This is a genomic window from Njordella aestuarii (genome assembly GCF_056494165.1).
On the sequence record NZ_CM151397.1, the window covers coordinates 3,634,077 to 3,654,907 of the forward strand.

General features: G+C 51.1%; 21 protein-coding genes. 10 read left to right on the plus strand and 11 right to left on the minus strand.

What is annotated here, in order from left to right; translation table 11 throughout:
- Positions 1-35: 35 nt before the first annotated feature.
- Positions 36-413, minus strand: a complete 378-nt coding sequence (locus SH451x_RS14540; RefSeq protein ID WP_479357706.1) for an amidohydrolase — start codon at positions 411-413, stop codon at positions 36-38.
- Positions 414-584: 171 nt separating this feature from the next.
- Between SH451x_RS14540 and SH451x_RS14545 the strand changes: the two genes are divergently transcribed.
- Positions 585-1,004, plus strand: a complete 420-nt coding sequence (locus tag SH451x_RS14545; protein ID WP_479357707.1) for a hypothetical protein — start codon at positions 585-587, stop codon at positions 1,002-1,004.
- Between the two features lie 59 nt (positions 1,005-1,063).
- Here the strand turns inward: SH451x_RS14545 and SH451x_RS14550 are convergent, their stop codons facing one another.
- Positions 1,064-1,648, minus strand: coding sequence for a hypothetical protein (locus SH451x_RS14550; RefSeq protein WP_479357708.1), 585 nt, complete (start codon positions 1,646-1,648; stop codon positions 1,064-1,066).
- 87 nt (positions 1,649-1,735) lie between these two features.
- Here SH451x_RS14550 and SH451x_RS14555 point away from each other — a divergent pair, with 87 nt between their 5' ends.
- Positions 1,736-2,440, plus strand: coding sequence for an NAD(P)H-hydrate epimerase (locus SH451x_RS14555; RefSeq protein WP_479357709.1), 705 nt, complete (start codon positions 1,736-1,738; stop codon positions 2,438-2,440).
- Here the strand turns inward: SH451x_RS14555 and SH451x_RS14560 are convergent.
- From SH451x_RS14560 to SH451x_RS14575, 4 genes are all read right to left on the minus strand, one after another.
- A complete protein-coding gene (locus tag SH451x_RS14560) occupies positions 2,417-3,130 on the minus strand; it encodes a PTS sugar transporter subunit IIA (RefSeq protein ID WP_479357710.1) in 714 nt (237 codons plus the stop codon). The genes SH451x_RS14555 and SH451x_RS14560 overlap by 24 nt on opposite strands.
- Positions 3,131-3,448: 318 nt before the next feature.
- Positions 3,449-3,694: a hypothetical protein gene (locus tag SH451x_RS14565; protein ID WP_479357711.1), complete on the minus strand. Its 246-nt coding sequence runs from the start codon at positions 3,692-3,694 to the stop codon at positions 3,449-3,451.
- A 17-nt stretch (positions 3,695-3,711) separates the two neighbouring features.
- Positions 3,712-4,737 carry a diacylglycerol/lipid kinase family protein gene (locus SH451x_RS14570; RefSeq protein ID WP_479357712.1) on the minus strand — a complete coding sequence of 342 codons (1,026 nt, stop codon included), beginning with the start codon at positions 4,735-4,737 and terminating at the stop codon, positions 3,712-3,714.
- Between the two features lie 222 nt (positions 4,738-4,959).
- Positions 4,960-5,130, minus strand: a complete 171-nt coding sequence (locus tag SH451x_RS14575; protein ID WP_479357713.1) for a DUF1328 domain-containing protein — start codon at positions 5,128-5,130, stop codon at positions 4,960-4,962.
- 510 nt (positions 5,131-5,640) lie between these two features.
- On the opposite strand from SH451x_RS14575, the gene SH451x_RS14580 reads away from it, so the two are divergent.
- The 5 genes from SH451x_RS14580 to SH451x_RS14600 are packed head-to-tail and all read left to right on the plus strand — an operon-like array spanning position 5,641 to position 7,398.
- Positions 5,641-6,063, plus strand: a complete 423-nt coding sequence (locus tag SH451x_RS14580) for a CsbD family protein (RefSeq protein ID WP_479357714.1) — start codon at positions 5,641-5,643, stop codon at positions 6,061-6,063.
- A 5-nt stretch (positions 6,064-6,068) separates the two neighbouring features.
- Positions 6,069-6,449: a hypothetical protein gene (locus tag SH451x_RS14585; RefSeq protein ID WP_479357715.1), complete on the plus strand. Its 381-nt coding sequence runs from the start codon at positions 6,069-6,071 to the stop codon at positions 6,447-6,449.
- A 3-nt stretch (positions 6,450-6,452) separates the two neighbouring features.
- Entirely contained in the window at positions 6,453-6,680 is a 228-nt protein-coding gene (locus tag SH451x_RS14590; protein ID WP_479357716.1) for a hypothetical protein, read from the plus strand.
- A 35-nt stretch (positions 6,681-6,715) separates the two neighbouring features.
- On the plus strand, positions 6,716-7,162 hold the full coding sequence (locus SH451x_RS14595; protein WP_479357717.1) for a phage holin family protein: 447 nt from the start codon (positions 6,716-6,718) through the stop codon (positions 7,160-7,162).
- 23 nt (positions 7,163-7,185) lie between these two features.
- The gene (locus SH451x_RS14600; RefSeq protein ID WP_479357718.1) at positions 7,186-7,398 is read left to right on the plus strand and encodes a hypothetical protein; all 213 of its coding nucleotides are present in this window, start codon (positions 7,186-7,188) and stop codon (positions 7,396-7,398) included.
- 155 nt (positions 7,399-7,553) lie between these two features.
- Here the strand turns inward: SH451x_RS14600 and ppc are convergent, their stop codons facing one another.
- From ppc to SH451x_RS14625, 5 genes are read right to left on the minus strand one after another with little or no spacing between them, the layout of a single operon-like run.
- Positions 7,554-10,325 (minus strand): phosphoenolpyruvate carboxylase, encoded by a 2,772-nt coding sequence (ppc, locus tag SH451x_RS14605; RefSeq protein ID WP_479357719.1) that lies wholly within the window; start codon positions 10,323-10,325, stop codon positions 7,554-7,556.
- Between the two features lie 42 nt (positions 10,326-10,367).
- A complete protein-coding gene (cysN, locus tag SH451x_RS14610) occupies positions 10,368-12,272 on the minus strand; it encodes a sulfate adenylyltransferase subunit CysN (protein WP_479357720.1) in 1,905 nt (634 codons plus the stop codon).
- 8 nt (positions 12,273-12,280) lie between these two features.
- Positions 12,281-13,222, minus strand: a complete 942-nt coding sequence (gene cysD, locus SH451x_RS14615; protein WP_479357721.1) for a sulfate adenylyltransferase subunit CysD — start codon at positions 13,220-13,222, stop codon at positions 12,281-12,283.
- Positions 13,222-15,798, minus strand: a complete 2,577-nt coding sequence (locus tag SH451x_RS14620) for a YbcC family protein (RefSeq protein WP_479357722.1) — start codon at positions 15,796-15,798, stop codon at positions 13,222-13,224. Before SH451x_RS14620 ends, cysD begins: the two co-directional genes overlap by 1 nt.
- Before the next feature lie 52 nt (positions 15,799-15,850).
- Entirely contained in the window at positions 15,851-17,425 is a 1,575-nt protein-coding gene (locus SH451x_RS14625; protein ID WP_479357723.1) for a proton-conducting transporter transmembrane domain-containing protein, read from the minus strand.
- A 299-nt stretch (positions 17,426-17,724) separates the two neighbouring features.
- On the opposite strand from SH451x_RS14625, the gene SH451x_RS14630 reads away from it, so the two are divergent.
- The 3 genes from SH451x_RS14630 to SH451x_RS14640 all read left to right on the plus strand — a co-directional run bounded on the left by SH451x_RS14630 (position 17,725) and on the right by SH451x_RS14640 (position 20,831).
- Positions 17,725-18,069 carry a helix-turn-helix transcriptional regulator gene (locus SH451x_RS14630; RefSeq protein ID WP_479357724.1) on the plus strand — a complete coding sequence of 115 codons (345 nt, stop codon included), beginning with the start codon at positions 17,725-17,727 and terminating at the stop codon, positions 18,067-18,069.
- A gap of 434 nt (positions 18,070-18,503) precedes the next feature.
- On the plus strand, positions 18,504-18,815 hold the full coding sequence (locus tag SH451x_RS14635; protein ID WP_479357725.1) for a hypothetical protein: 312 nt from the start codon (positions 18,504-18,506) through the stop codon (positions 18,813-18,815).
- A gap of 153 nt (positions 18,816-18,968) precedes the next feature.
- Entirely contained in the window at positions 18,969-20,831 is a 1,863-nt protein-coding gene (locus SH451x_RS14640) for a serine/threonine-protein kinase (RefSeq protein WP_479357726.1), read from the plus strand.

A 20,831-nucleotide genomic window follows, 5' to 3' on the forward strand; every position in this document is an offset into this window, starting at 1 on the left:
CGACTTTTCTTGAATTGATGTTCTCGTGCTTGAAACTAGCCCTGGGACTCTACACCAGCAGCATCCAGCAACTCTTGCCCAAGCAAGTTTGCGATTTGATTGTAAGCTATGACGGTCGACCGCGCCGCCATCTTGTAATTCATATGCCCAGACACTTCCGGCTGGATCTCAACAAACAGCTCAACCGTGTTACGCAGCTTGGCCCACTTCTTCTTCGCGATGTGCAAGTATTTCTTGGCATCCTTCGCATCCAAAGCTGGTCCCAAAGCGAGCATAAAGTCGTAAAGCCCTCGGTGCACTTCCGCCAACTCTTCATCCTCGGTCGCTTCATCGGAATGCTTCAGGAAAGTTCGGACCATCCAGAGATGAGCAACTTGGCAGTCGATTGCTTGCATTAATTCATCGTCGGACATCTACCTAGCAAACCTTCGTGGCTGAAAAAAACTTGAAACGCGATCAACGAACCTTAACTTTAGAGTATTTTTGCCTCCCCCTACAGTTCCCCTAAACATGCGAACCGTTATCTGCCGACTCAATTGGAAAGCCTTAAGCTATCTTTGGCAAGCGTACTGAGTGCAATCATTGTGGTAAGAAATTACGCCGGAAAATTATGTGTTTTGCTTGTGAGCGTAATCTCGCTGGCCAGCGCTACCGGCTGCCACTCCGTCTATTGCGTTCCAGCTGGCAGTTTCCCGACCGGCGAGGCTGCTTGCGGCCCGGATCTAATGGGTTCTCAGGTCCTCCCCAGAGCGAATTATCCTCCTCATTTGCTGCAACGCCCATTTCCGGGAAGAGAGTTGGCCGGAAACGTTCGTGCGCGGGTCAGCGACAAACTTCACAACAACTTTGTGACCCAAGCGATCGCTGAACACGAAGAAGCCAAAGCCGCGCCACCGTGGCCACGCTTCCACCCGGTTCCCGCCCATCCCGTATTCTATCCACCACAAATTGACGAAACGCCGCTGGATCCATTGATTCTAGGCGAATTCGAGCCCGCTTCTTAGCTTTGCGATTGTGGGCCTAAGCTGTACGCAGCAACAATCGGATGTGTGAAATCGATTCCCTAGTATTTTAGTTCGCTCAGCCATGGGTGCGCGGCTTGCGGAAAGACCGGTGCTTGGTCAATAATCTTTCGACTGATCTTGTCCAACGATTGGTCGTTAGCCAGTACGAGATCCGCGCCACATGCAGTTAGCATTGTCGCCGCCTTCAGGAAGGCGCGATCAACTGCGACCACAACAACCGTCTCCGTCCTTAAGGCTGCGCGATCAACTGAGTTTAGAACTTGTTCGTCGAGCAGCGATGCTTGTTTCCAAATCGTTCTAATCGCGTGGAGATTGGCCAGCGTATCCGGCCCAAAATCGGTTCCCTCAAGATCGATCAAACCGATCGAGCACCGCCGAGCATGATCGTTCCCGGCACTTGAGCTTGTTAAATCGGCGACTGCACGGCCTAACAAATCGCTATTCCCGAGCTTGCCGACGTCATTTGCCTGCGAATTCAATTTTGATTTAGTAAGATAAGATGCTGTCCAGTTGCAATTGGCGATTGGATTCAGCGCTAGCTTCCAGCGCAGCAAATTCCAGCGATTCACTCCAACGAAGTGAACTTCGAAAACTGAACTTTCAATGCTATCTTGACTAGGCATTCCAATTACCTGCAAAGAATCTTTCTGCGAATGACATTCATGATAGATTGCACACTACAAATTTCCACTCGTCTTTGAATTCATAAAATGAGTCTGCCAATTTCTGCTTGGTTTGCAAGTCGCGAAGAACTCCGCCAAATCGACCGCGACGCAGTCGAAATCTACGGCATGCATTCACTTCAACTAATGGAAAACGCAGGCGCGGGTGCAGCAAAACTAATCCATCACCGCTACGAGAAAGGCGCAATTTTCGTTCTTTGCGGCTCAGGAAACAACGCCGGAGATGGTTTTGTTATCGCTCGGCACCTCCAACTGTTTGACCGCGATGTGCAGATCATTTTGCTCACTCCCGAATCTAAACTTAGCGGTGACTCACTGTTCAATTTTTGCATTGCAAGAAAATCAAAGCTGACGATTCATACCGATGGTGCAGCAGTTATTTCAGATTTGGTTTCTCAAGCGAAAGAACGGCCGATCGTCGTGGATGCTATGCTGGGAACGGGAGCAAGTGGCCCCGTACGGAGCCCTTTTAGCGAAGCTATCACAGCTGTGAATGCAATCGATTGTATCCGAGTTGCGATCGACTTGCCGACTGGGATGGACTGTGACACGGGGGCCGTTGATGAAACGACCTTTCGAGCGCACTACACGGTGACGTTTGCAGCGATGAAACAAGGCTTCGCTAAAGCAGGATCGTCTGACTGGACCGGTGATGTCGACATTGCGTCAATCGGCGCGCCAGCTTGCTTATTGAAACAAATTAGCGAGCTAACAAGAGACGGTGAGAGATAATTCCGCTTCACGGACCAATTGCAAAATCGCTTTTGGATCTTCACTGTTACGCAACTGTTCAAGCCACTTCGCATCAGCCACAAGCCGCGAGAGTCTTGCCAAGATCTTTAAATGCACATTGTCATCGGTGCTGCAAATCAAAAAGAATACGTCGGTTAGATGTCCAGCCAGATTACCAAACGGAATTGGTTGGCTTGAAATCCCTAGAGCAATCAGTGGCTGTGAAAGAATCGTCCCGCGTGGTCGCCGAGGGTGCAACATCGCCACGCCGTTCTCTAGAGCGGTCGGGTGAAGTTGCTCACGAGCAGCGACTGCATCCGCCATCTCTGCGGCATCCCAAAGTAGGCCAGTTTGAGCCGCGAGTTCGCACATGTTTCGGATAACCGAACCACGCGTTCGAGCTTGAAGTGGCTTGGCAATCGCATCCAAGAAAAAGTACTCGGCCAAACCTACTTGTTCGACATCCTTCTGAGCGCGATGCAGCAGCTCTTCGACTTTGGTTAGGTCTTCTATGCTGCCTTCCCCAATACGATCTTCCAGCCAGTGATGGATGTCCGCATCCGAGAACCGCCATTCACCTTTAATCCGACGGCCTGGAATCTTATCGCGCGAAGCGAGCTTGGTCACTTGCTGTGGTGTCACATGCAAGTAAGCAGCTAGTTCGTCGACTGTAAAATCTCGCGAGGCCATTTGGGTCTGTATCGGATCTGCAATTAGAAATGAAACCGTAGGATCTTCCAACCAAGTTGTCGGCAGTGTAATTCATGGATCTATCTGACAAAATGTCAATTTGGAGAAGTTATGGTGAAATACGCAAAACTCGGACCAAATTGCCCAAGGTTTGTGGATTCCTGCGACCCACGCGGGAAGCCATGATTTCTTTACAGCTAACCGCAAGGAGACTCAGAATGACGCGGCCCACAGGTAAGTTTGTCTACGGGAACCGATTACCGCAGCGATCGAGGGCAAATACCATAGCAAACCAGCAATGCTTGCATCTTGCAGCAGTTACGGAGTCACCGGCTCGGGATCGACGGTAGCATCGACGTCGGGGTCCCGCTGAAGTCCGTCCGCGGCGCCGTCTACCATGCGGTCTAGTGCGTCGTTTGTCTTTTTGAGTACTTCCGTCGTATCCGATTTAACCTTATCCGTATCGACTGTGACTGTCGCAGAATTGCCGTCGCGTGACATGGTAACGTATCCGAGCGCTACAACAACGACTATGAGCAAAACAATAACCAGTAAAACACGCATGATTTTATCTCCGACAGCTATAAATTCGCCTCGTGGCGTTCTGGACTCAAACTTTGAGAGGCACGCACCTTGCATATTGCAGATATCATTCCGTTCATGCGATGCGGCTGGCAAACCATCACCGGCACAGCTCTAGGGATAGACTCAAGTTGAAAACGCGTACCTAAGTCGTGTTCGCCGTCTGTTGTTAGCGTCACCTCTCGCCCACAATCAATGACAAGTTTCTTCAATCTTCGAAAATAGACTAGTTCGTTCTTCAAGTGCTGTTGCGCAAAGAAGCTTTGCACCAAATGCACCCCTTGGAGATTGTCCCCCTCGCGAATCGCTACCAACTCGAACTGTCCGTCATCGACTTTGGCATCGGGGACGACACATCGCCCACCACCGCACGTTCGACCATTCGCAACGAATAAATCTGAAAGCGTCATCGTCACTGGTGCATCGTCGTCGCAGTAAAGTGTGGCCTCAAAAGTTTGAATATCCGTGACAGTCTTCCAAAACTGCATGATGTACACTAGCGTACCCCAAGCCGCCTTTGCATCCTCTGTGATCTGATCTGCTTTCTCCGCGCCATTACCCACCGACAGCATATTGGCGTACAACTTCTCTTGCTCGCCGTCGTTAATCCTTACAGCAACGACGTCCATGAGCTTGAAATCTGGTTGGAATTCTGAGTCGGGAGTGTATGCAAGGGTTGGATCAATAACTAGGTTTCGGACAAAATCGTTGCCGGTGCCTAACGGGCAAATTACCAGGGGCACGAAGTTGCCCAAGTAAAACATTGTGTTAATTGCCAGATTGAGTGATCCGTCACCTCCGCCAACGAAGATCCAATCACAAGCTTCATCTTGAAACTGTTCGGCGGCACATTTCGCGATCCTGTCACCGTCATCGCATTCAATATCCAGTTCAACAATTTCGCTTCCAGAAGCTCTGATGGCATGTTGAATAAGTTGAAACGAAGGGTGCGCCGCTTTCGCGATCAAGAGACATTTGCCGAAATTGTAGTTAAGACGCTCGGTCGACGAATTTAATTTGATCAAGGTCGTAGATACCATCTGCTGCGGTAATCGGCCCACCACCATGATGGACCTGCGATATTTGACGTTTAGGTTTTATCTAACAGCCTACTGCGACACCATAAGATGGTTATACGCAAAAAAAGGCGGGCTGAAATGACGATCAACATTCGTCTTCAACCCACCGTTTGGTAATTGTGTTCAGCGCCTGGGACATGCTGCTGCCCTCGCCAGCGATCAAGTTATCTAAATGTTCGAGCGACGTGTTCCACCGAAGATCAGCGAAACAATGAACATCACAACGAAGAGGAAGAACAGGACCTGCGCGATCGTTGCCGCTGGGCCGGCTAATCCTCCGAATCCGAGTGCTGCCGCGATTAATGCGATTACCAAAAAAGTCAGTGCCCAAGATAACATGAGTAATTCTCCTTGTTAGGAAATGCTTAGTATAAGAATTTTTCGCTTTCGTTCTGCTCGCTCCATCATTTGAACTGACCGGTTCGCCGATACTTCCACGCATTGTCTGTGCCAAGATACAAAGACTTACGACGACCGCGGAAGTTACTTCGTTTATATTCGTATTCGCTCGGTATTCGCGCAGTGAAAACGCTAAACCGCTGCACGATATGTCAACACGCGTCTGTAGCCCCGTAGGTGATGACCGACGATTTGCCGTCTGCTCTACTTCACTACCACAGAATCCTCTGTCTTCCGCTAGCTCATCAGTTTCGACAGCCTCTCAAGCTCGCGTCATGGACTGCAATTCAGTCATATGCTCGATAAGCGATCACATAACCCAACCAACCGGGATATCAGAACTTGAACGAATTGGGTCTGGTGATTGGCACAAAGGTTGCTTAGTCACGTCGGACATCACAGTACCGCGATTGGCGGGTACCAAGTCAAGCTTTATAGGGAAGTAATACGATGAATAGCGACGAGCTCAAAGGTTCGTGGAATAACGTGGCGGGCGCAATCAAGGAGAAATATGGTCAAATCACCAGCGACGATATTTCAAAAGCCGAGGGCAATATCCAAGCACTTATCGGCACGATCCAAAAGAAAACTGGTGAAACTCGAGAAGTAATTGAAGACTTCATCCGAACAGCAGGGGCTAGTACTTCCGGCTATGTGAACCGAGTTTACGACCAAGCAAGCGAATACGCAGGAGTGGCTGCCGAAGAAATTCGTGGCCAGTATGACCGCGTCTCGCATGGAGTACAGGAAGGCGTCGAATCCGCCCGCGATATGGTTTATCGGAGGCCGATGGAATCCGTCCTGACCGCTTTCGGTCTCGGTCTTGCAGCCGGGGTTATCGCCGCCATCACGCTCAGCTCGCGTCGAAGATAGTCATCATGATCAGCCCAATTGAAGATGAAGAAACGATCACTCGACGCATGCAGGGCGTTCGCGAACGTGGTCATCTTGATGCTTACGAACTGAAAGTCGGTGTCAATCGACTGGGGGACTGGCGCGAACATGTGCGAGCGCATCCGTTTCCCGCAGTGATCGCCAGCGCAGTGGTATGCTTTGCAGTTACGCGTTCTTTGACCAAACCTGCGGCACCGATCCGCAAGGTTAACGCGAAGAGCCGTGCGGAAGACGAAAGGGACGACGCTGTTGCTAAAACCGGCATATTGTCAGCCGTCGGGGCGATGGCAGGCTCAATGGCACTCGGATTCGCACGACAGTACGTTTCAAATCAACTAAAAAATGCACTAAAGAGTCGAGAATAGCAAATGGTCCATCATTCCAGCTCAAACGGCCATACTAAACTAGAAGTTGCGCAAGAGCAGGCCGTTAAAGCAAAAGACGCTTTGCAAGAGTCATTTTCTGACTTTGCAATCAAGGCTCAGCCCACCATAAAGGCGCTCGAAGACGCTGTCCGACGCAAGCCGGGATCTGCGTTGCTGATAGCTGCCGGCCTTGGCACGTTACTCGCCCTGGGGCTACGGCGATGGCGATGAATCCGAACTCAGTACAAACGAACAGGATCAGTCCAATGAGCAATGGGACTCCATGGCAAGAGGTGTCGCGCAACGTAGGCAATCTATGTGGCGATGCGTTCGAACTGACTGAACTTCAAGTGGCAATGTTGCGCAGCGATTTTCGACAGTTTCGCCATCGCATCTTGTATGCAGTCATCATGATTCCAGTTGCAATTGGCATGTTTCTAGCCGGTTTGCCTGTGCTTGCATTGGCGCTAGCGGGAACGATCGCTGAAGTTTTTGAGATCTCAGCTCTGTGGGGGCAATGGATTGTTGGGGGCTCCTTTTTCATCTTGGCGGGTTTGATGGCGTACATCGGAGCTAGGATTACGGTCCGCTCGCTCCGAGCCTTCAACGCTAGCCAACGCGAATTTGAAGCTAACCTGCGGTGGCTCCGCCAGATGGTCGGCAAGCCACGTCCGATAACCCCTACCGTACAAGACGACTACTTTGAACGTTAAACAACTTTAAGAGGTAATGCAAAATGGCTACAGAAACTAAACCAGCAACAACTCCGATGAAACAACAGCAAAGCAGCGCCGCTCATAAGGCGCTCACACCGTCGACCGATCTTGAAAAAATGACGTCGGAAATTACTGAAGCTGTTGTCGCTTATAGCAAAAACCAACCCGCATCGGTTGCATGCGTAATCTTTATGGCCGGATTCTTTGTCGGTTGGAAGTTAAAGCCTTGGTAGGCAAAGCGCGATCCAAAGTTTTACGGATTGGCTGAGGTAGTAATCGATCTCAGCCTCATCCGTTCAAAATCTCAGCCGGCTTCGCACCGGCTGTTTTATTTTGTCCGTATGTATTTTTTCCGTATGAAGGAACACAATTTTGAATCACCAAGCCGTCATCCGCTTGTGCGCATACCGGCTGCGATACCACTAATCGTAAGGCGCGTGAGCTGCCTGAGTTCGTCATTCTGTTGTTCATCGAGCTCCAATTCACGACTCCTGCGCAATAATTCGACTTGGGTGAGGTTCAAGGGATCGATAAAACGATTTCGAACGCGAATCGACTCCTTCAGCCACGGCGTATTGCCCAACAAATCGCTTCGTCCTGTAAGCGAAAGTACAGCATTACAAGACTGTTCGAATTCGCTGGCTATCCTGCTAGCAAGCGGTTGGAGCTCTGGTTGATCCTCGGCGAGGGCTGCATAGTGCGAAGCGATCTGCATGTCCGATTTCGCGAGCGCCAGTTCGGCGTTATCAATCAGCGCCCGAAAGAATGGCCATTTCTCGTACATTGCCTTTAAGATGCCTTGCTGATGCATGTCTTCAAGCAGCGGCTTCATCGCACTGCCCATACCATACCAAGCGGGTAGCAGACAGCGAGATTGGGTCCAGGAGAATACCCATGGTATCGCACGAAGGTCGCTCAATCCACCACCGGGAACGCGCCGAGATGGCCGCGAGCCGATTGGAAGCTGTTCGATGTCCGAGATCGGTGTGACGCAACGAAAGAATTCGACGAACCGCGGTTGCTCCAATAGTTCTCGATACTGAGCAAATGAGCTTTCTGAAATTGTGTCCATCATATTCAACCACTCGTCTGCTGGCGGTTGAGTCGGATTGCCTGCCGCTAATAGCGACGACCAAATGACCTGTTCCAAGTGACGATGCGCAATTGCCGGATCATCGTAGCGTTCGGCGAGCACTTCCCCTTGCTCGGTAAGCCGCATTGAACCGCGGAACGATCCGGTTGGAAGCGACATAATACTCCTTGCCGCCGGTCCACCGCCGCGTCCGAGCGAACCACCTCGTCCATGAAAAAACGTCAGCGTCACATCATACTCCGCGGCAACTCTCACAAGATTCTGCTGCGCTTGATACAGCGACCAACAAGCGGTCAAATAGCCGCCGTCTTTGGTACTGTCCGAATAGCCCAACATGAGAACTTGATGGTCCCCTTGTTTCCGAAGATACTCGCGGTATGCAGGTATACTTAGCATTCCGGCAAGGATCGCCGGCCCGCGCTGCAAGTCGGCGATTGTTTCCAGCAAGGGAGCGATTGGCAGTCCAACTTTACCGCCTTCTGCTGCACTCTGCTCCGGCGCAGTCTGATGCCATAACCATAGTACCGTAAGCACGTCACTCGGAGCCGCAGCCATACTAATTACGTGCGCACCAAGGGCTGAACCAGTGTAACTGTGCCAGACTTGATGCAACATGCCGAACATCGCGAGGGTTTCACGAGTCATCGCGTCCGCTTCTTCGTCACCGCAACTGAGCGGGAGCTTGACATTCAGCGTCTCTTTTAGGAAAGACGTGCGCGCAGCGTCATCAAGCGTTTTCCAGCTTTCGCAATGGCCGCTACGTTTCAGCAACGAGTCCATAACATCGGTGTAAACCTTCGCATTCTGACGAACATCCAAACGAGCCAAGTGGAAACCGAAAGTGGCAATCTGCGCGAGCCAATTGCGAATTGGGGCGGTCGTATGCTTACCGGCGGGAGTCGCTTCTAACGCGTCGACGAGTACTTCAACATCCTCTGCTAATTCACTGGCAGCGCGATATGCTGCGTTAGTAGGAGCTGTTGAAACTTGGAGGTTGACCGAGTGAGCTTGCAACAACTGCTGCAACTGATCGAGTCGCCAGCGAATGATGGTCAGCCAGCGTCGGCATAATTCGCCAGGTGGCAAGGCAGCAAGCGTCTCCTTCAATTCAGGAAAACGCGATTCCGCGCCGGCAATTGCGTGCCCGAGACTGCCTGACAATGAAATCTGCCTTTCGGAAAGGCTCATTGAGTGAATCAGCGTTTCACATGTCTTGCGATGGAAAGCCACCGCTTCCCTTCGCAGCCAAAGAATAGTGTCAAGCGTTACTTCAGCCGTAACACCCGGATGCCCGTCGCGATCACCACCGATCCACGATCCAAAGGTGACGCACGGTCGATTCAACCTGACAGCATCTCCGTAATTTTCCGCAATGCCACGTTGAAATTCTTCGGCCAAACGTGGAATCTCTTCCCATAACACGGGTTTGATCGATAGCCCTCGTGCGACCTCTTCCATGACGGTTGGTCGCCATGGACGAACGAAGTCGGTTTGCCAAAGCTTTGCGATCTCGGTACGAATCTCTTGCTCCGTGCGATCTCGTTGTTCTGGAAGCGGATCGTGGTCCAAGACCGTCAAGAGACTTCGGATCGCCGACAACTTGCTGCGGACCGAACGACGTTTTGCGTCAGTAGGATGTGCAGTAAAGACGAGTTCGATGTGCAAGCCATCAACCAACTTCTGAAGCTCAGCGGCAGTCGTTCCCGAGCTATGCAGTTGTGAGATCGCATCGCGGATCGATTCATTGCGAGGTCGCGGATAGACTCCGCGTGCCCGTTCACCAAGCACCCGCACACGTCGACGGTCCTCAACCATGTTCAGCAGGTCCAAAAAGACCGTGAAAACCCGCGTCGTGATAAATAGCTGTTCGACGCTTAGGCTGGCGATCCTTTCAGTCATCCTCTGCTCAGAATTCTCGACGCCTGTCCGACGATCCCAAGCCAATTTCCTCAATTCCTCGACAATGCCAAACGCCTCTTCGCCTTCCAACTCGCGAATCGTATCACCCAAAATCGTTCCGAGATAACGAATCTCACTGCGAAGCTCTGGTTGTTTGATCTGTTCCATCGTTGCGTATTTTCGTTGATAGTTTACTTTGACCGAATGTCTTCATTTCAGGAACTGCGCACTTCTCGCGAGTATCAGTTTGGCGACTTCTTCCGCGGAAGTTTTCTCTGTATCGCAGAAGATATCGGCATCGAGGGGAGTTTCATAGTCGAATGTCACTCCAGGAAAACTACTTATCTCTCCTTTGTCTGCAGCAAGATATTGACCAGTGAGATCGCGGCTACGACAAACGTCGGTCGACGTCGAAAGATGTACGTGGAAAAAGCGGTCTTCTCCGATCAACTCTCGAACTTTATGCCGCACCCAAGCGCTAGGTGCAACAAACGCAGCGATGCAAATTTGCCCCGCATCGTTGATCAATTTCGCAATCTCCGCCGCTCGACGCAGATTCTCAGATCGCTCCTCGGCCGAAAAACCTAAATCGCGACTGATTCCCAACCTCATACTTTGTCCGTCTAGCACGATGCACGTACGATTAGCTTTAAAGAGTTGCTCTTCCAACGCCATCGCGACACTCGTTTTTCCGGAACTACTCAGGCCCGTGATCAGTATCGTCATTGGCTTCTGGCCGTAGCGGGCACTTCGCTCCTGCGCAGAGACGCGACTTTGCGCTGGACGTGGTGCCACCATCACCGATCGCACATTCCAGTTGCCAACAGTTGACGGATCGCTACTGAGCTCACTGAACATTCCCGCCGCGACCGTCTCGTGGGTGATACGATCGACCAAAATGAACGACCCAGTCTCCCGATTCATCGAATAAGGATCGAACATTACCGGGTCCCGCAACTTGATCTGGCAGCCACCAATTTCATTCAGCGCCAGAGACGACGCATTTACCCTTTGCAGAGTATTAACATCCGTACGAAAGTGAATTGATTCGATCTCACAGGCAGTCCGTCGCGTCGTATGTTTGAACCAGTACGACTTACCCGGAACCAACGGCTGTTCTGACATCCATACCAAAGTCGCTTCAGCGCGTCGACCAAGTGTCGGCATTGCATCTGGACTAACCAGCATATCCCCGCGCGTGATGTCGATCTCGTTGTCCATCGTGACAGTGATCGAATCAGCAGCGGACGCTTGATCAAAACTGCCATCCATTGTGACAATCGATTTTACTCGAGCTGACTTCTGTGACGGCAGCACGACCACACGATCGCCGACTCGCAAAACTCCTGAGACGACAGTTCCACTGAATCCGCGAAAAGTCGCGTCGGGTCTGTTTACCCACTGTATTGGAAACCGTAGAGGTCGGCGTTCCAAATTTGATCCAATTCCTACATCGTCCAGTTGTTGTAGCAGAGTTGGCCCCGAGTACCAAGGCATGCGTGCGCTGGTTGCAACAACGTTGTCTCCTTCGAGCGCAGATAGTGGTATTGGGCAAACGTGGTCGAGCCCCAGCCTACTTGAAAACGTGGCGAACTCATTGGCAATCTGGTCAAACAGAACCTGATCGTATCCGACCAAATCCATCTTGTTTACCGCCAGAATGATTTGCTTGATCCCCAGCAAAGAAACAATATAAGCATGTCGCCGGGTTTGCGTAGAAATTCCTTTGGTAGCGTCGACAAGTATGATCGCCAGATCAGCCGTCGAAGCTCCAGTCGCCATATTGCGCGTAAATTGTTCATGGCCCGGAGTGTCTGCAATGATAAACTTGCGTTTGGAAGTCGTGAAATAACGATACGCTACATCGATGGTTATGCCTTGTTGGCGTTCGTCCTCAAGTCCATCCAGTAGCAATGCCGTGTCGATGCGATCTCCGACCGTCCCATGCTTCTCCGATTCATTCCGCAGGGCGTCGATTTGGTCGTCATAGATCGCTCCTGCTTCGAGCAATAAACGTCCGATCAGCGTGCTCTTGCCGTCATCCACGTTTCCGCACGTGATGAATCTTAACAAGTCTTTGGCGTTGTGTTTGGCGAGTGAAACTTCAATACTCATAGTGCTCATTAGAAATACCCGTCCCGTTTCTTGCGTTCCATAGCAGCCGCTTCTTCCCGGTCAACCGCGCGCCCCTGACGTTCAGAAACTCTCGTCGTCAGCATCTCATGCACGATGTCTTCAATCGTCTCAGCATCCGAAAGAACCGCGCCAGTAACCGGATAGCAACCGAGCGTCCGAAAACGCACCTTGATCATTTCCGGTTTCTCCCCGGGCTGAAGACGCATGCGCTCATCATCGACGACAATCAGGTCGTCTCCGCGGCGCACCACGGGTCGGTGTTTGGCAAAGTACAGCGGAACGATCGGAATACGCTCCTGCAAAATGTACTGCCATACATCCAGTTCAGTCCAATTCGAAAGCGGAAAAACCCTGATACTTTCTCCCTTGTGCGTCCATGTGTTAAACACGTTCCACAATTCAGGTCTTTGATTTCGAGGGTCCCACCGATGGTTACGATCCCGGAACGAAAAAATCCGCTCTTTCGCTCGCGATTTCTCTTCATCCCGCCGACCACCTCCAATCGCCGCATCGAACTTGTATTCTGTTAGCGACTTTTTCAGCGGCTGTGTTCTCATAACATCTGTGTACACACGGCCATGATCAAACGGGTTGATTCCGTCACGCGCCCCTTCCTCGTTGATATAGGCGATTACTTCCAGGCCAAGCTCATGTCGTGCGTAACTTTCGCGGAATTCGATCATCTCGCGAAATTCCCAAGTTGAATCGATGTGCAACAGAGGAAATGGAGGCTTGCTCGGATAAAAAGCTTTTCGAGCAAGATGCAAGATTACCGACGAGTCCTTGCCGATCGAATATAACAACGCCGGATTCTCGAATTCGGCCGCCACTTCCCGGAGAATATGAATACTCTCCGCTTCCAGCCTTGTCAGATGCGGCGAGCGTTGCGTTTGAGACGAAAGTGTTGGGTTCGAAACCATCAATGTCATTAAATTGCTCCCTTCAAGTCTTCAATTCGAGTTCCAGACAGTTGTTCCCAATCGCCAACCGGACTGTAACGGTATACTAGGCCATCCTCGATCGCGATCAGGTGCAACCACGCACCATTGACCAAGTTCGCGACCACCTCATGCTTGGCGATTACACGGTCGATCGACGCTCGAGGCGCGGCAATCACGACTTGCAAGCGCATTGGCAAGTGTTGATACTTTTGGCCGTTGTGCAACGATTGCCATGGCAAACCGGTCTTCAAGTCACCTCCATTGCCCGAGAGGATGCCGAACCGTCCGACTACGTTGTGAATCGTTTTATCGCCACTACCAAAGTGATGATTGTCTACCGTCGATGCGTAATATTGCATATTGATCCAGTTAGCGACGATCATCGGCGCTGTCATGATCGTCTCCAATACCGTGCCCTGTTCGTCTTGCGTGCAATCGTAGCTATGCAAAAACGAGCGAGCATCAAGATTGGCGTTCTTCGTTAACGAGCGAGGCGCAACGATGAAGGCGGCATTGCCCGCCAATCCCCACTCGGGTCGCACTTCAGACCAATCGCCAGCCCTTGCTAAAAGTTCTGCCAGCGACTTGCTCGCAACGATCGGCAAACGCTCCGTCTGCGTTTGCTGCGATGCCGCGGCACAACTGCTGATCAATTCTTGCAAGGCGGATTGAAGTTCAACTGGCACTTCGTCGACATCAAAGAACGTTATTTCGTCCGTCGTTGTGTTATGCAACCCACCAATGAAGTGAGTGTCGGTAGGGATTTGAATTCCCCGATCTTCTAGTGCCTTGCGAATATAAGCTTGGTTGAGAAGCATCGCGACGAAGCGGGCATTCGGTTCTCCAGAATGACCACCACACGCGCCGCAATCCAGCCCAGCCGCAAGCGGATTGTTTTCGGTCTCACACGCATGTCCGCAAAACGCGACCAGTCGTGCAAAATTAGATGTTAGGCCCAAATTCCTCAGCATTCCTTCGGCCATGTCGACTTGACGTGAAGTCGTAATCCCTTGTTGATTCAAGGCACGCAACGTGGGCCCAAGCTTATTGGAGTCTTCCTCCGACATTCCAATATTCTTGAATGCAGTGGTTTGCGACTGAAAGCCAAGCGCTCGCTTTATAAGTTTCGCGCCATAGAATAAGCCCGTCGTTTCCACAAATGAGAAACAACTTACCGCCGACGCTTGAAAATGCTTCCAAAGCGTTTGCCACGAGCGATTTTGTTGCGACTTGTGTACTGCGAAAAGTTCTAGCTCGAGCTCTATTGGATGCACTTGACCATGCAGGCCTTCGAGAATCTTAAACTGTGGCTTTAACAGTACTGGCAACTGCGATTTTCCGGACGACTCGCCCAGTTCGACATATTCGAAGGCCATACCAAAGAAACCGGCGAAACCAAACGTTTCAATGTCGCTGGACTGTGATTCAATCTGGCGACGAATCCGTTCCGATCGCACATCGATGCAGAAGACCATTTGCGCCAGTCTTCGGTCAACTGCGACGGCCGGTTCTTTGTTGGCTGCTATGGCGAGTGAGTTCACGAACTGGTCTCGAAAAGCAATTTCGCTCGCTCGCAATAGGACATAACGAAGGGTAGCATCGTCTCGCCAGGCGTTTACGTGCGGCCGAAACGACACCGATTCGCAATCGAGAAATGATACCCAGTTGACGTGTAACGCTTTCGCTTCAGCCAGTGCTGTATCATAAGCAAGCCGAATCGCCAGAAGACCAGTCAAATCGTCACTGGTCACGCCGTCTTGGTCAGTCCAATGGGTGTGGTACTTTGTCCAAGCACACCAACCGGGAATTGAATACGCCTGGCATAGCAAATAAGTTGGCCAGAGATTGAAGGGCACCTCCAACCGCAGCAGCATGTAAGCAATCGCCGACTCAGGAGTGTGAGGCAGGCTAGCCGCAAAGTCTCGAAAACCTCGCAATCCCAGCAATTCGATATTGCAATCATGCTCCGCAGTTGTCCGCCACGATTGATAGAGCGATAGGTTTTTAGACGGACTAGCCCACATCGACTGGCCGCGATCATAGTGTGCTGCACAATGCTTGGAGATTTCCTCCACAAACGCTTCCGTCCAATTGATTTCGTTCTTTCCCTTCGCATAATCAGCGATCGTTTTAATCGGGCGAGCTGCATTCGTTACGATGGCTCTGCTACCAGGGCTAACATCCATCGAACTTGCCGTGCGAAGTTTTTCGGCGATTTGCGGCGCGGTCAAATCGAGAAATATTCCATTCCCAGCGACTTCAGCAATTGCCGACTCGATGTTCTCGATGTTAAAGCGACCCTCACGAAACTCTGATGCGTAATAATCGATCGGCATCAACGTTTCACAGTCGGAGAACACTCGCAGGAAGGCGCGAGCGTCCATGAAATGGCGATGGGCAATCCCAGCGTAAGGATTGACGGCCACGTAATCCTGGAGCGGCCAAACTGGCGCGATGACTTCTGTCACTTCACCAATTGCTTCGGCAAGCACTTCGGATAAATGTTCAGAATAGTCAATTGGCGGAATATAAGATTTGCGTATGTGGATATCGGCGGTTGACATTGTGAAACTCCCTTATGATTGATTCTTTGCAAGTGACCGAGATCGATGATTCTCAACAGTTGACTAAAGGCTCGAAGACGCGACGGATAATACTCTCGACATAAAAACCATTCGAAGCATGTATACGCAACTTGGCCATTGCTCCAGCGCATCTTTCGCTTGCCAAGAGAAATTGAAATGCGAACAGTCCCGCGAAACCGACCACGACGAATACTGCAACTCCCCACAACAACTTGGGGCCGCTCGCTACCGGCAGGCTCGCCGCGATTGTCCAGTCCACCATGAAAAAGCTGGCAGAATAAACAACACACAGCCCGCTTCCAATTAAAACGGCACGCGTCACAAGGCTTGCATCACCACTCCGCATAACTTGCCCAATCCAGTGCGTCAGTGCCAAACACAAAACTGCACCTAACACAAGTCCTCCCGCCTTCGTTGTCGGGTTGATGCCGAACAGCGCGAGCGAAGCACTTAAGACGGCAAGCATCATGGAACCGACAATCGCAAGCTTTATCCCAGATACAGAGCGATTCGATGGCAAGGCAGCTAGACTTGAGGATCGCTCTGCTATCACACTTCCGCTGCTCAAGAATGCGAATGCCTTGTATAGCGAGTGCGCTAGAATGTGGAGCATCGCAGCAGAGTAGGCCCCCAGTCCACATTGCAGTAACATGAAGCCCATCTGAGCAATCGTCGAATAGGCCAGCGACTTCTTGATGTTTGTTTGAGTCAGCATCACCATGGCCCCGAAACACGCCGTAAAACCTCCAATCAACACCAATGCGGTTAGCGCCCATGATGCTTGGGATACCAGCGGACTGGTGCGGATGATTAGATAGCCGCCGGCATTGACGATCCCTGCGTGCATCAAAGCAGACACTGGGGTAGGTGTCTCAAGCGTAAGTGGTAACCAAGTATGGAAGGGAAATTGCGCTGACTTGGTTGCCGCACCCGCCACTAGCAAAAAACCTGCGACCACCAGCGCCGTAGGAACGCTCTCCAGGCTAGCAACAGATGAAAATAAAGCGGAAAACTCAAGCGTGCCGAACTGTCGGTAGATCACGACTACCGCCGCAATTAACGCCGCGTCCCCGATTCGACTGATTACGAATTTAGTCCAGGCTGCGCGGGCCGCTGCGGGTCGAGTGCCGTAATGCATCAGCAACTGATGGAGCCCCAAGCTGGTCAAGATCCAGGCCGATACAAACATCAATAAATTGCCCGAGATCACCATCAGCGATACGGCCCCAAGCGTAAAGGCCGTCCAACGATAGAAACGCCCTTGAGTCGCTTCGCCATCAAGGTAGCGAATCGAATATTTGCACACGATCCAGCCGACGAAACTGACCAAAGTAAACATCAGTCCAGACACGCCATCGTAAAAGACGCTCAGCGTGATCGGCACTTCGCCGCCAGAGCGATAGAACACCGCATCGAATTCAGGCAGCCAGCCAGTCATAAACGCGGTTAGGAACCCCACAGCGACCAGGAACTGACATCCGGCCATCCCCGTCACAAACTGGCGAAAAAATCGGACCTGAACGTTTGCCCCCCGGTTTGGCAGGCAAATCATTCCCAATAATAGAGCACCAGGTAAGGTCAGAAGAATTGCGATCTCATTCATCATAGCATGAACTCCAGTTAGCGGCTTACTATACGCGAAATGTAATACCCGACACAACTGTCGTCAATTGTAATTCGTCAGAAAACGACGATCTTCTTTAGCGGGGATAGCCGGAAAGCAGAGAAAAGCTCGGAAAAGACCAGAGAATGCTGGAATTTGGCTGGCCAGAGTACAGACGAATTCGCGAATTTACATTCACGATTATTGGCGCTATAATTGCTTTGTTCCTGCGACACGTTTCAAGTACGAGACGGTCGGAATTAGGAATGACAGACCTCTAGCCCGCTATTCGAGACATAAGAATGGCCAAGATACACGCCCGATCTCTCCCAGTGGGCATGGCAACCTCGGCGGCTGGCGAAAGCCAATCAAACCGTTGGACATTTCTTTCCAACCACGCCCACGTATTGATTGTGGTATATAACGACCCAGACGCGTCTCTGCGGGAGGTCGCGCTGAAAGTCGGAATCACGGAACGAGGCGTCCAGCGCATCGTGCAGGACCTAGAAGCTGAAGGTTACATACGCCGGGAAAAGATCGGTCGCAAGAATCACTACCACGTGAATACGGCCATTCCTCTTCGCCATTCTTTAGAGGCTCATCGCGACATAGGCGATTTGCTGAACCTAGTGGTTAGCAACAAATAATCTCGCTCCGTGCGATGCTAAGACTCAACGGATATAAACCTGCTCGCTTCGTCTATGAGCGGTGACACAGAAGCAAGAAAACGTCGCATTTGTCGCTCCACTGCGCGCGATCATGGCGAACTTACCGCATCTGGTTCGATCATTCGTCGCTAGGACAGCCGGTTGCTCATGCCACAGCCTTTCGACGAAATTGCTTAACCGGGGTTGTTCAATCAGATTCGCACAAGTCGCGAATGCATCGGGAATAGAGACGAGCGATCTCCTGAACGCGAACCTAATGCAGGCGAAAAATACGTTGCAGAAGTTTTCTTTCCACCTGTGACCAGACGTGTCACACCCCCAACGGATCATTCTATAGCGACATCGAAATTGTTTTACATGTCGTGCCGGAAATGTTGGTTGGTTCGCTGAAAACCATAGGGTGGAGTGGAATGATGAGTAGCACTTTTTCAAGTCAGATGACATTTGGGTGGGTAGACGATTCGAACGTTGCGTCGGTTTCGCCTGCTCCTCTAGCGTTGAAATCAACGTCTGGATCAAACTCGAAAACAGTTCAACCGTCCGTCAGGCGTGCGGCACCGATTGCAGCCACTGCAAAACCAATGGACGAACTGATTGCGTCCAAATCTACCGTTTCGACAGCTGGTCGGCGCAATCGAACCGAGCATGTGAGCGACCTTCTATTGGTTGTGCTTGAAAACTACGGTATTGATGCCGATGAGTTTCTAGCGGGCTTGAACAAATAAGCGGTGGTTAGAGAAATTGAATGCGTCCCCTCGGCTGACTTCCTGCAGTTCAACTACAATATGGTTATGTAGAGCAAGCTGACTAGCGGCTCGCTCATGTAGCTAGAACGAATTAATGGCAAGAGCAAAATTGCCTTCCGCAGGAACAGTCCTTTGAAGTCACCAGAAATGCTGCCCGAGTATCTCGGTCCCTATAAGATAGAATCGACTCTCGGCGAAGGAGGGATGGGTAAGGTCTACCGCGGCCATCACGCGAAGACTGGCGAGCCGGTTGCGATTAAGATCATTGCTGATGCGATTGCAAATCAAGAACGGTTCCGTCGGCGTTTCGCCGTCGAAGTTGAGACGCTAGAACGATTAACACATCCACACATTGTAAAGTTGATAGGATTCGGCGAAGAAGCAGGGCGTCTGTTTTATTCAATGGAGTTCGTGGATGGCGAAAGTCTTCATCAGAAGATCAAACGCGATGGGAGACTCGACTGGCAGACCACCGTGCGTTACGCCCGAGAAGTATGCGCTGCCTTAAAGCACGCACATGACATCGGCGTGATTCACCGCGATATAAAGCCTGCGAACTTGCTGATTACAAAGCAAGATTCGATCAAGATGACTGACTTTGGAATTGCCAAACTCTATGGCAGCAGCGAAGAAACGGCGATGGGTTCGGTCCTTGGCACTGCGGATTACATGCCGCCCGAGCAGGCTGAAGGGAACCGAGTTACTTCGCGAAGTGATCTATACGCGTTGGGCGCTCTCATGTACGTCTGTTTGTCAGGGAAATCACCGCATGCGGCCAAAAGCGTACCGGAAGTTCTTTACAATGTTCGCTACAAAGTGCCTGACTCACTTCGCGATCGATTCGATGTCCCCAAAGAACTTGACATCTTGATCTTGGAACTGCTCGAGAAAGACCCCAAAAAACGTCCGCCAACTGCGCTGGTCGTACTCAATCGATTGTCTGCCATGCAGTTGGGGCTTGAACGCATGTCGAACAGGGAACGGCAGCGGAAAGAATCACAGCTCGATGACTCGTACGATCTTGCTGAGCTGATTGAGGACGAGGACCTTAAACGTCCTAGTACAACTCCTGGTTTTGAAACAAGAGCTGTTGACTTAAACAATCGCACTAAAAAGCCTTCAGAGAAAAGCTACGATGTCACGTTAGCTAGTAATGAACTTATCGCGGCATCGCACATGGGTCACACGACGGACGTTGCGACACACCTGTCTGAACTGCCAGGCAGCGGCTCACAATCAGATGAATTAGCTAGTGGCAAATCGCACTTTACAGCTGTCGCCCCAGGCTCCAAGCCGCGCCGTAGCAGCACTTTTCAGCACTCACAGGAAGATGAAGTCTCGTGGACTAGCTATGTTTCCATCGCCGCACTCAGCTTGGCACTCGTTGGATGCATCGCGGGAATCTTCTATGCAACAAGGAAACCTTCCGCAAATGCACTTTATCAGCAAGTAGCAAACTCATTGGAACGAGACGCTTCGTTAGAAACCATGGAAGGCTATCTTGAAGAATTTGAGGCAAACTATCCGGACGATAAAAGGCTCGAGGAATTTGCGGGAATCCAGGCGGAGATTTCAATGCAGCGTCGAGTCGATTCGCTATCGCGACATTTGCGTCGCGGCGGGGAACAGAGCCTTGATCCAGTTGAACTTGCATTTGTCGAAGCGATGAGCTTGCGTGATAATGCGCCCGAGCTTGCCATTGAAAAAATATCGAGCATGTTGGTCGTGTTCCAGGATCAGTCGTTACTGACTCCTTCGCAAAGAGAGCTTGTCGAATACGCTCGGAGTGAGAAGTTGCGATTGACGAAAGATTCCGTCATGGTCGATTCAAAAGTCGCCGACTTCCTCCAATCACAGCTCGATGCAGCTGTAAAATTAGACGAGGCAAGCCGAGCGGACTTCTATAGAAGCGTAATCGCACTATACGAAGACCGACCGTCGGCTAAGTCAGCCGTGCAACGAGCGAAAATCGCATTAGACAAACTTGCGAAATAA